Origin of the sequence: Pseudomonas asgharzadehiana (assembly GCF_019139815.1) — a bacterium.
GTDB lineage: Bacteria > Pseudomonadota > Gammaproteobacteria > Pseudomonadales > Pseudomonadaceae > Aquipseudomonas > Aquipseudomonas asgharzadehiana.
In genome coordinates, this window is record NZ_CP077079.1 from 5395535 (window position 1) to 5407255 (window position 11721).

At 58.6% G+C, this 11721-nt stretch carries 9 protein-coding genes and 1 other RNA gene; 6 read left to right on the plus strand and 4 right to left on the minus strand.

What is annotated here, in order from left to right; translation table 11 throughout:
- Nucleotides 1–221: 221 nt before the first annotated feature.
- The 5 genes from KSS96_RS24485 (at nt 222) to KSS96_RS24505 (ending at nt 7148) form a co-directional block, all read left to right on the plus strand.
- A complete protein-coding gene (locus KSS96_RS24485) occupies nt 222–1916 on the plus strand; it encodes a lactate permease LctP family transporter (protein ID WP_017528809.1) in 1695 nt (564 codons plus the stop codon).
- A gap of 70 nt (nt 1917–1986) precedes the next feature.
- Nucleotides 1987–4800, plus strand: coding sequence for an FAD-binding and (Fe-S)-binding domain-containing protein (locus KSS96_RS24490; protein WP_017528810.1), 2814 nt, complete (start codon nt 1987–1989; stop codon nt 4798–4800).
- A 136-nt stretch (nt 4801–4936) separates the two neighbouring features.
- On the plus strand, nt 4937–5215 hold the full coding sequence (locus KSS96_RS24495; protein ID WP_017528811.1) for a PA2433 domain-containing protein: 279 nt from the start codon (nt 4937–4939) through the stop codon (nt 5213–5215).
- Between the two features lie 92 nt (nt 5216–5307).
- Nucleotides 5308–5704: a transfer-messenger RNA gene (ssrA, locus tag KSS96_RS24500) on the plus strand.
- A 187-nt stretch (nt 5705–5891) separates the two neighbouring features.
- Entirely contained in the window at nt 5892–7148 is a 1257-nt protein-coding gene (locus KSS96_RS24505; RefSeq protein WP_217855383.1) for an integrase domain-containing protein, read from the plus strand.
- A gap of 146 nt (nt 7149–7294) precedes the next feature.
- Here the strand turns inward: KSS96_RS24505 and KSS96_RS24510 are convergent, their stop codons facing one another.
- Genes KSS96_RS24510 through KSS96_RS24525 form a run of 4 tightly spaced genes read right to left on the minus strand, consistent with a single transcriptional unit; the run spans nt 7295 to nt 10271 of the window.
- The gene (locus KSS96_RS24510; protein ID WP_217855385.1) at nt 7295–7564 is read right to left on the minus strand and encodes a hypothetical protein; all 270 of its coding nucleotides are present in this window, start codon (nt 7562–7564) and stop codon (nt 7295–7297) included.
- Nucleotides 7561–8541, minus strand: a complete 981-nt coding sequence (locus tag KSS96_RS24515) for an integrase domain-containing protein (protein ID WP_217855387.1) — start codon at nt 8539–8541, stop codon at nt 7561–7563. Before KSS96_RS24515 ends, KSS96_RS24510 begins: the two co-directional genes overlap by 4 nt.
- Nucleotides 8525–8878, minus strand: coding sequence for a hypothetical protein (locus tag KSS96_RS24520; protein WP_217855389.1), 354 nt, complete (start codon nt 8876–8878; stop codon nt 8525–8527). Before KSS96_RS24520 ends, KSS96_RS24515 begins: the two co-directional genes overlap by 17 nt.
- Nucleotides 8865–10271: a YfjI family protein gene (locus tag KSS96_RS24525; protein ID WP_217855391.1), complete on the minus strand. Its 1407-nt coding sequence runs from the start codon at nt 10269–10271 to the stop codon at nt 8865–8867. Before KSS96_RS24525 ends, KSS96_RS24520 begins: the two co-directional genes overlap by 14 nt.
- 1224 nt (nt 10272–11495) lie before the next feature.
- On the opposite strand from KSS96_RS24525, the gene KSS96_RS24530 reads away from it, so the two are divergent.
- Nucleotides 11496–11711, plus strand: a complete 216-nt coding sequence (locus KSS96_RS24530; protein ID WP_152034984.1) for a hypothetical protein — start codon at nt 11496–11498, stop codon at nt 11709–11711.
- Nucleotides 11712–11721: the final 10 nt, after the last annotated feature.

The following is an 11721-nucleotide window of genomic DNA, read 5'->3' on the forward strand; positions in this document are numbered from 1 at the left end:
GCCGGGCCCTCTATTCTGGCCTATCGCCAAACTTCCAGCACCTATCAGAACACCTTCGTTTTACCCGATCAGAGGCCTCCAGCAGCGACCTACGACCAAAGTTTCGCAGGCGGCAAATTGACACATCCTCCGAAGGCTTTTAACCTAGCCGGCAGCGATTGTAAATTGGTATTACCAATTATCCAAGCTGACCAAACAACAACAATCAGGGGCCACCCCATATGCAAACCTGGCAACAGCTCTACAGCCCACTCGGCAGCCTCGGCCTGTCCGCATTGGCCGCCGTCATTCCGATCGTATTCTTCTTCCTGGCCCTGGCCGTGTTCCGCCTCAAAGGCCATGTAGCTGGCAGCATCACGCTCGCGCTGTCGATCCTGGTCGCAATCTTTGCCTTCCAGATGCCGGTGGACATGGCGTTCGCAGCCGCCGGTTATGGCTTCGCCTATGGCCTCTGGCCTATCGCGTGGATCATCGTCGCGGCCGTGTTCCTCTACAAACTCACCGTCAAGAGCGGCCAGTTCGAGATCATTCGCAGCTCAGTCCTGTCGATCACTGACGACCAGCGCCTGCAAGTCCTGCTGATCGGCTTCTGCTTCGGGGCCTTCCTCGAAGGTGCCGCCGGCTTCGGCGCTCCCGTGGCGATCACCGCCGCATTGCTGGTAGGCCTGGGTTTCAACCCGCTGTACGCAGCCGGGCTGTGCCTGATTGCCAACACCGCGCCCGTTGCCTTCGGCGCCCTGGGCATCCCGATCATCGTTGCCGGCCAAGTGACCGGCATCGATGCGTTCAAGATTGGCGCCATGACAGGCCGGCAACTGCCCCTGCTGTCACTGTTCGTGCCGTTCTGGCTAGTGTTCATGATGGACGGCCTGCGCGGCGTGCGCGAAACCTGGCCGGCAGCACTGGTGGCAGGCTTGAGCTTTGCTATCACCCAATACTTCACCTCCAACTTCATCGGCCCCGAACTGCCGGACATCACCTCGGCCCTGGCCAGCCTGATTTCCCTCACCCTATTCCTGAAAGTCTGGCAACCCAAGCGCACCGCAGGCGCGCAGATTGCCGGCGCCACCTCCGGCGTAGCGATCACCGCCAGCGCCGGCGGCTTCGGCTTACCCCGCAGCACCGTCGCCTCGCCTTACAGCTTGGGCCAGATCTTCAAAGCCTGGTCGCCGTTCCTGATCCTCACCGTACTCGTCACCATCTGGACCCTCAAACCGTTCAAGGCGATGTTCGCCGCCGGCGGGTCGATGTACAGCTGGGTGTTCAACTTCGCGATCCCACATCTGGACCAATTGGTGGTCAAAGTCGCGCCGATCGTCACCGCCCCGACCGCCGTTGCGGCCGTCTTCAAGCTAGACCCGATTTCAGCGACCGGCACCGCGATCTTCTTCTCTGCCCTGATCTCAATGCTGGTCCTGAAGATCGACATAAAAACTGGTCTTACCACTTTTAAAGAGACCTTTTACGAACTGCGCTGGCCAATCTTGTCTATCGGCATGGTGTTGGCATTCGCCTTTGTCACCAACTACTCCGGCATGTCCTCGACCATGGCCTTGGTATTGGCCGGCACCGGCGCAGCCTTCCCGTTCTTCTCGCCGTTCCTTGGCTGGCTGGGGGTTTTCCTGACAGGCTCCGACACATCCTCCAACGCCTTGTTCAGCTCGCTGCAAGCCACCACCGCGCACCAGATCGGCGTCAACGACACGCTGCTGGTGGCCGCGAACACCAGCGGCGGCGTGACCGGCAAAATGATCTCACCACAATCAATCGCCGTGGCCTGCGCCGCCACCGGGCTGGTCGGCAAAGAATCCGACCTGTTCCGCTTCACCCTCAAGCACAGCCTGTTTTTCGCCACGATCGTCGGGCTGATCACGCTGGCCCAGGCCTACTGGTTTACCGGCATGCTGGTGCACTGAGACCTGCACGTAATAGGGTAAGAACCGACGCCGGCCCCTTATACCGGCGTCAGCTACTTTTGGAGGACCCATGAGCCTGCCTGCCGCTTTCCTTGCTGACGTCGCACAGCTGATTCCGAAACAGCGGTGCTTTGACGACCCGCTTTCCACCCTCGCATTCGGCACAGACGCCAGCTTTTACCGACTGATCCCACAACTGGTTATCCGCGTGGAGTCGGAAGACGAAGTGGTCGCTCTGCTGCAACTGGCCCAGCGCGACCGCGTGCCGGTGACTTTTCGCGCAGCCGGCACCAGCCTGTCCGGGCAAGCGATAAGCGACTCGGTGCTGATCGTGCTGGGGGATAACTGGAACGGCCGCGAAATTCGCGGGCAAGGCACGCAGATCCGCTTGCAGCCCGGCGTGATCGGCGCCCAGGCCAATGCGTGGCTGGCACCGTTCGGGCGCAAGATCGGGCCGGACCCGGCGTCGATCAATGCCTGCAAGATCGGCGGAATCGCCGCCAACAATGCCAGCGGCATGTGTTGTGGTACCGCTCAAAACACCTATCACACCCTCGCCGGCATCCGCCTGGTGCTGGCCGACGGCAGTCGCCTGGACACCGAAGACGCGGCCAGCGTCAGTGCCTTTCGCGAACAGCACGGCGCTCTGCTTGAGCGCCTGGCGACATTGGGGCGCGAGACGCGGGCAAATGCCGAACTGGCTGCGAAAATCCGCCACAAATATCGCCTGAAAAATACCACCGGCCTGTCACTCAACGCCCTGGTCGATTTTGACGAGCCGCTGGATATTCTCAGCCATCTGCTGATAGGTTCCGAAGGGACCTTGGGGTTTATCAGCGCCATCACCTACGACACTGTGGTCGATCACCCGAACAAGGCGTCGGCATTAATCGTGTTTCCGGACGTTGAAACCTGCTGCAACGCAGTGACCGTTCTGAAAACCCAACCAGTCTCAGCCGTAGAATTATTGGATCGACGCAGCATGCGCTCGGTGCAGGACAAACCGGGCATGCCGGCTTTCGTACAGCACCTTTCGGAAAATGCCTGCGCCCTGCTCATCGAATCCCGCGCTGCGTCGCCCTCCCTGCTGCACGAACAACTGGCGCTGATCATGGCGTCCCTGGCCGTTTTTCCGGTTGAGAAACAGGTCGATTTCACCGAAGACCCCACAGAAAACGCGCGGCTGTGGGCAATCCGCAAAGACACCTTCCCCGCCGTCGGCGCGGTGCGCAAAACCGGCACCACGGTAATTATCGAAGACGTGACCTTCCCGGTCGAACAACTGGCCATCGGCGTGAACCGTTTGATCGAGCTGTTCGACAAACATCACTACGACGAAGCCATCCTTTTCGGACACGCCCTGGAAGGCAATCTGCACTTCGTGTTCACCCAAGGCTTCAACAGCGCGCAAGAAGTCGCACGCTATCAAGCGTTCATGGACGACGTCGCACAGTTGGTAGCCGTGGAGTTCGGCGGCTCATTGAAAGCCGAGCACGGCACCGGCCGCAATATGGCGCCTTTCGTGGAGTTGGAATGGGGCAGCGAGGCTTACCAGTTGATGTGGCAGCTCAAGCGCCTGCTCGACCCCAGCGGCATCCTCAACCCGGATGTGGTGCTCAGCGAAGACCCGCAGATTCACCTCAAGCACCTCAAACCGCTGCCTGCCGCCGATGAACTGGTGGACAAGTGCATCGAGTGCGGGTTCTGCGAGCCGGTCTGCCCATCCAAGGGGCTGACCTTGAGCCCGCGCCAGCGCATCGTGATCTGGCGTGATATCCAGGCGAAGAAACGCGCCGGCATCGATACCGCAAAACTGGAAGAGGCCTACCACTATCAAGGCATCGACACCTGCGCGGCTACCGGGCTGTGTGCCCAACGCTGTCCTGTGGGAATAAACACAGGCGATCTGGTGAAAAAGTTGCGCAGCCGTAACGCCGACCGTACGAAAACGGCCGAATGGCTTGCCACCCATTTCGCCACCGCATTGCAGGGAGCACGCTTTACCCTGCACGTGGCTAATGGCGCACGCATGCTGCTGGGCGCACCTCGCCTGGCGAAGCTATCGGCTAAGGTGACCAAACTGTCCAACGGGCAAATCCCGCAGTGGACCAACGCCATGCCTCAGCCGGAAAAAGCCATTCGCTTCAGCCCGCCGGTGATGGACGAACGCCCTCGCGTTGTCTACCTCGCGGCTTGCGTGTCACGTGCGATGGGCCCGGCTGCCGATGATAAAGAGCAAATGTCGCTGTACGACAAAACCCGTGGCCTGCTGGAAAAAGCCGGTTACCAGGTGGTACTTCCCGACAACCAGGACAGCCTGTGCTGCGGCCAGCCGTTCGCCTCCAAAGGCTACACCGAACAGGCCGAACACAAACGCCAGGAACTGATCGGCGCCCTGCTCCACGCCAGCCGTGGTGGCCTTGACCCCATCTATTGCGACACCAGCCCCTGCACCCTGCGCCTGGTGCAAGACCTCGGCGAAACGCGGCTGGACCTCTACGACCCCGTGCGTTTTATCCGCACGCACCTGATCGACCGCCTTGATTTCACACCTCAGGATGCGCCAATCGCCGTGCACGTCACCTGCAGCACCCAGCACCTTGGCGAGAGCCAGGCATTGATCGACCTGGCCCGGCGCTGCGCTAAAACCGTAGTGATCCCGGAAGGCATCCACTGCTGTGGCTTTGCCGGTGACAAAGGCTTCACCACGCCGGAACTCAACGCCCACTCGCTGCGCTCCCTCAAAGACGCGGTGCAACATTGCAGCGAAGGTATCTCCACCAGCCGCACCTGCGAAATCGGCCTGAGCCAACATGGCGGCATCGACTACCACGGGTTGGTATACCTCGTGGACCGCGTTACCCAGGCCCGCGCCCTCCACTAATCCTGCAAAAAAACAGAACCCCTGCGCTCCGGCGCAGTCATCTGCATAGGCCTCGGCGAACGAGGCCCATCAGTGATGTCGCTGGCAGCACTTGAACGCCAGCAGCGTCGAGCCCTTTTGCGCAAGGAGATACCCTATGAAGCGTTCCGCTCTTGCTGGCTTGTTCATTACCGCGGCAATGCTGGCCTCCCCTGTTTTCGCGGCGGGCGAGCCCGATCTGTGCAAGATCAACCTGGATAAAATCAACAACGGCAAGGCGCTGCTCGCGACCGACACCACGGGCAAAAGCGGCGAAATCGACACCGCCGTCTCCCAGGCCAAAGCCGCCCACGCCGCCGGTGACGACAAGAAGTGCATCGAGATCACGTCCAAAGCCCTGCAAGATTTGCAGAACAACGAGAAAGGCGGTCAGTAAACGATGGGCCAACCTACGGGTTGGCCTTCCGTGAGCATTTGGCGTACACTGCACAGGCTTGTCACTCACTGGAAACAACGAGTTACAAGCACGGGGCCGTTTAGGATTCGACGCCGGTCGCGAAACTTTAGGTGCATGCCGAGTTGGTAACAGAACTCGTAAATCCACTGTTGCAACTACTTATAGTTGCCAATGACGAAAACTACGGCCAGGAATTCGCTATCGCTGCGTAAGCAGCCTTAGACCTGAGCTTCTGGTACCTTCGGGTCCAGCAATCACCAGGGGATGTCTGTAAACCCAAAGTGATTGTCATATAGAACAGAATCGCCGTGCAGTACGTTGTGGACGAAGCGGCTAAAACTTACACAACTCGCCCAAAGCACCCTGCCAGTCGGGTCGCTGAGGGTTAACTTAATAGACACGGCTAAGCATGTAGTACCGACAGCGGAGTACTGGCGGACGGGGGTTCAAATCCCCCCGGCTCCACCACTTGATCATCTAAAGACGTCCACGGACGTCTTTTTTTGTGCCTGAAATCCAGTAAATACGGGGGTTTCAGGGCCACGGGAGGCTTTCCAGGCTTTTTGAGTTCCAGGCAGTTTGGTATTCCCAATGGTATTCCCGGCTCCCCGGCGCTAATCTTGGGAATACCAAAAGGTGTCATGGAGTACTTCTCATGTGCGCTCAAACCACCCGCCTCTCCGACCGCCAGCTCAAGGCGGTCAAACCGAAAGACAAGGATTACGTCCTCACGGATGGCGACGGGCTCCAACTGCGAGTCAGGGTCAATCGCTCGATGCAGTGGAATTTCAACTACCGGCATCCAGTAACCAAGAACCGAATCAACATGGCACTCGGCTCTTATCCCGAGGTTTCTCTTGCGCAAGCGAGGAAGAAAACCGTTGAGGCCAGAGAGCTGCTTGCACAGGGCATCGATCCAAAAGCTCAGCGCAATGAGCTACAGGAAGCCAAACGAGCGGAAACGGAACACACCTTCGAGAATGTGGCCACCGCCTGGTTCGAGCTGAAGAAGGATTCCGTCACGCCGGCGTATGCCGAAGACATTTGGCGCTCCCTCACACTGCATGTTTTTCCGAGCATGAAATCAACGCCTCTCTCCGAAGTCAGCGCCCCAATGGTCATCAAGCTCCTTCGTCCGATTGAGGCCAAAGGCAGCCTCGAGACAGTTAAGCGAGTGAGCCAGCGCCTTAACGAGATCATGACCTACGGGGTCAATTCCGGAATGATCTTTGCCAACCCTCTCAGTGGCATTCGAGCGGTGTTCAAGAAACCTAAGAAAGAGAACATGGCAGCGCTACCACCAGATGAGCTTCCGGAGCTCATGATGGAAATCGCGAACGCCAGCATCAAGCGGACGACCCGCTGCCTGATCGAATGGCAGCTACACACTATGACCCGCCCTGCCGAAGCGGCGACTACCCGATGGGAAGACATCGACTTCGAAAAACGCATCTGGACCATCCCTCCGGAGCGAATGAAAAAGCGTCGTCCGCACACAATCCCGCTGACCGAACATGCACTCTCGTTATTGGAGACGCTTAAGCTCCATAGCGGCCACAGGGAATATGTGTTCCCGTCAGATAGAAATCCGCGCACCCACGCGAATAGCCAGACAGCCAACATGGCATTGAAACGAATGGGCTTTCAGGACCGCTTAGTCAGCCACGGCATGCGCTCCATGGCCAGCACAATTCTGAATGAGCATGGATGGGATCCGGAGCTAATCGAAGTCGCGCTGGCGCATGTCGATAAAGACGAAGTTCGAAGCGCCTACAACCGGGCGGATTACATCGAACGCCGGCGTCCGATGATGGCCTGGTGGAGTGAACATATCCAGAAGGCAGCCACCGGCAGCCTGTCGGCATCCGCCATCAATCAAACCAGGGACCGTAACGTCGTGCCGATACGCTGAGCAGGCGACAATTCGTGCCGTGCAGCAGGGCGACTGAAGTGGCGACTGTCGCTAAATCAGCCGCATTCCTGCGCTTCTTCGGCCAAGCCCCTAAGTATGGGAAGGCTCCGCATTCCCATACTTAGGGGCTCACGCTTAAAGATCTATCAGACAACCACGAGTTGCGCCTTTCTGCGGCAGATCAGCCCTGCTGTTAACTCATAGTAATAGATGGTCGCTGGTGCTGAGCAACGCAGGTAGTGCTCTAAAAACCATCTGGTGTGCTTTTCCTTCCAGGACCAAGGGGTCGCACAACTCCAGCGCTCACGAATCGCCTCGTGCATCCTTTCTGCCTGCCTGATATGCCGCTGCCGCGTGGCATGCGCACCTTTGAGCACGGGGCTCAGAAACAACGCCATATCGAACTCGGACTTCATCGACGACCTCCGATGTAGGCACTCACCACGTCGATGCGGTTATGCCCCAACTCGTGGCTGATCTGCTGACGTGCACGCTGATCGAGTGCTCGATCCTCTCGTTGACCACGACCGCCATTGATGGGCGCGGAGAAGCCGGTCAGTTGTTCATAGCGCTCACAGGCGTAAGCCGCCCGCAATTCATGAAAGCCTTTCAATCCATGCTCATGCATGATGTCCCGCGCCGGTCGTACGATTGTCTGTAAGAAATCTTTGTAGCTTTCATCAGGTGTTAACAAATTCCGACTGCCCTTGGGTGAGGCCTCGCTGGCCCTGTCGAGGGCGCCACGAACTTGATCCGTGACCGCAATCCAACGCGGTGCCGATGCTCCTGATCGACCGCCTTTGGTGCCGTCCTGGATATTGATCTTGCCCAGTTGCCGAGCCTCACGTTGCAGCCGGGGCAAGTCCGCCAAGATCGCTTCACGCAGGCGCATGCCGGTCTCCCGAGCGAGGAGCACGATGGCACTCACCCTCAGTTGCTGTCGCTCTGACAGCGCTTGCGCAATCAGCCTGACCTGCACACGGTCTTGGCCTTGTGGCGCCTCACTACGCACGCTTGAGCGCTGCAAGCCAAGCGCCTTACTTGGACTCGGGATTTTGACGTATTGATCACCGCGCAGCGCAGCCATCGTTCGGTTCACGCTGGACAGTCGGTTCTGCGCGGTAGCGATGCCGACGTTGCCCTGATCAACCTGCTCCCGCACGTGGACGGTGTACCGCATTAGGACTTCGCGGTCGATCTGTCGCGCATCATTGAGCCTCGGCCCTTCCTCGGATAAACACCAACGCACGAAGGCCTGCCAGCGATCACTATGGGCTTTGACGGTAGCAAAATGGCCGTCGCCAAACAGGTCTTTCAGTGCTTGCGGTCCGGCATAGCTGAGCTGGCGACCGAAGCCGAAATTGCGCCCTGCTCGCTTACCGACCCGAGCCATTTTTCTGTTCCTGATCGACTGCCGCGAGATCATGCAAAAGTGCTCGCCAGTTCGCACTCACGATGGCGAACTGGGACCAATCAGTCGGGCGAAAACACAGCGTGTTGTCGGTGACGTAGAGATGCGCGCCCTGCTCTTCCAACCATTGGATAATGGAGGTCGTCGAGGTGATAGTTCTATGGAGGGTGGCGACACCGGCGACACCGGCGACAACCCTTGCCTTGCCTGCCTTTGAGCGTGGCGACAAAGTGGCGACAGTACCGGCGACAAATCGCACTTTCGGCTCCTTTTGGCGTTGAGCCAGATGGTTGCGCAGCGCTTCATCAAGATTGAACATGGCGCACCTCGAAGGTGTGGCCGTCGGAGATCAACCACTGATGATCAATCAACTCGACCAGCAGCTTTGCGGCATGACGACTGCTCTTGCGGGCAAAGCGGGGACCGTTGCGATTCAGATCTCGAATACTGAAGCGCGTCCACTCCTTGACCTGCAGCCAGCGCAACAGCCGGTCCGCCTCTTCTTTTACCCTGCACACCGGCTCCTGCTCGGTCAGGCGCTGGATCTCGGTGAGGTAGTAGCCAACTAAGGCCGAGGCCCGCTGGATATGGTCGACCTCCACGACACTGCTCTCCTCCACAACGGCCAAAATGCCGGCGACGCGCAAAAGGTTGTCGGCGGCCTTCGAACCGCTGGGCCGCACGCTGGCCAGCTCGCCAAACTCACCCAGCTGAGCTTCGATAGCATCATGCAAATCAATCCAGCGACGACGGGCCAACGGACTGAGTGTCAGCGGTGATAGCCGCAAGGCCCCGTCAGCGGAAAGTGACCAAGGCTGATGAAACAGAGCCGAAAGACGGTGGTGATATCGCTTTAGGGCGGGATCTTTGGACAAGTTGACCGCCTGGTAACTGCGTTGTCCGGCCAGGCTGGTGGGCCAGGTCATGAGGCAGCGACCGAGAATGCCTTGCCCCTGCAGCAACGGGTCACTGAGTAACTGCATGGCTAGATACGGTTGCAGCATCAGGTGCAGGCTTAAGCGTCGATCGTAAGCTCGCAAGCTTTCACCCACCATTGACCGCGCGCGATCTATCGGACTGCCGTCCCAGAGTGACGACAGGGTCGTAACGGCTTTCAAACGGTTATCCCGACTCATGGTACTGCTACCGAGGAATTGTCCCCCCTCGTCACAGAACAGGCCCATGCTCGGCAAGTCATGGCAGAGTCCCTTGATCAGGGCCTCGATAGTCGGATCCGTGGTGATCAGCCTAGGTGCTGAGGGCTCCGCTTCAAGCGGTACGCCGTTTGTGGGGTTGGGATCACCAGGGTTGATACGCTGCGCCTGTCGCTGCGCGACACGGTACCGGGCTAGTTGTTCGCGATAGCGCTGCCACTGCTCACGCTCCCATTGCCGTGCGGGCAGCAATGCAAATCGATCTGCCGCCGTTTTGCGATCGCCGGATGCGGCCACGGTGATCAGGTACAGCGACAGCGGATAATTTCTCCCATCGAGCTGTAAGCCCGCATGACCTTGAGTGGCCAGCGCCGAAGCAGCCAGCACCGATTGTGCAGCCAATGCCTGGGGCACCCCGATGACCTCAGCCATGCGTTCGACTGCTGGCCCAAGAATCCCACCCAGTGCCTGCACCGGATAAGGCTGGGCCACGGGATTCGACTCAATCAGCGGTCGAGGTAGTCGTGGTAGTTCAAGCTTCGGATCTAACTGCTGCATGGGCCCTCTCCTTGTTCATTGCTGGTTGTCCTCACGTAGTCCCGCCACGGCTGTTGAGTGTTATCAGGGATCAAGGCCCCTGCGGCCTGTGAGGTGTTCACTGACGTGGAACGAACGGCTCCTTACGACCGGGAGCAAGGGCATGACCCCATGAATCTGGCCTCCTTAGACGCATCCGAATATGCGGGCGGGTGGAGGCTGTGCCGACTGACGAGTTCGGCACCTAGAGATCATGGGTGGGAGAAGGCAAAGATCTAGACACCCTGGGGCATGCCTGACTGTCAGTCAGGTGCAGCCTTTCCATTGGCTGCGGCACCGGTGCCTGTGTCGTTGCGGATGGCGACGAATCGGCTTTGTCAGGCCGATTGTCACGAGGAGAGTCGCGGCAATGCCATGTAAGACATGGCTTGCAGCAGTGGTACGAGCGCCCGTCTCTTTCCAGGAGAAAGAGACGGGCGCGGATTGGCGCAGCGAATTGAGCCGAGAGGTGAGGTTGCTGCAGCGCAGCGAGGTAGGTCCATCGTCTGCCGCAGTGGGCAGATCAGTCGAGTAGGCATCCATCACTCTTGGGAAGTGATCGTGCGAGCCGCCGGACGCTAATCGCACTGTGGGAGAACCACCACGCAAGTGGCGTAGCCTTAAAGGTTCTGGCTACCTGGGCAGGTGCTGTCAACGACAGCGATCCGTGCGCCAATTTTTATACCCACTCGAAAAGGCGGTCAAGCGTCACGGCTAATGCGCTCAGAAAGTGGCGACTGTCGCCACTTTTGTCGCCACCCTCCTGGCCCCGTTCTGCATGGGATGTCGCCGGTGTCGCCGGTGTCGCCACCTCTCTAGTCATAGCCCGACGACAAGCTCGGCTCTGACGCTGAGACTGCGTTCCGCTCGAGAACAATTACTCAGATAAGAGGAGACGTGGCGCTATTCAAATTTGAAATGGAATGGTGGAACGAGGTGGCTTCGAGAAAAGCAAGTGAACCCTCCGATCGGCGCGATCAAAGATCGCTGGATCGGAGGGTTTGGCGGGAAAGGCAAAGTTTCAAACGTCAATTACAAACTCAGGCATCAAAGCTGGTTAATTTGGAAGTGGGGCTTCACGCCGCATGATCAGCGCCTGCTGCAAACGCAGCAGAAAACCTGCTTCAAAAGCTTCCTAATAGCCCCCTGGACGATGACGTTTTCGGTTCTGAGACTGTTGGGACCGTTTGCTATGAGGTGGCCCTTATGCAAAACCTAGAAGTCGGGCCGCGGCTGGACTTCAAAGGCCATAGATATGTCTTCGAGCAGCGAAAAAGTCAATTTGCCACCATGGTCGGACTATATGTGGCAGATGGCGCGTTCGAGAGCTATCGACAACAAGCGCATTTCAGATACGCTCGCCTGATGGAAGACAAAAAACGTTCAGCAGGGGCTCTTCCCCAGCGTCATGTGGCGAATTGAATGGGGACAT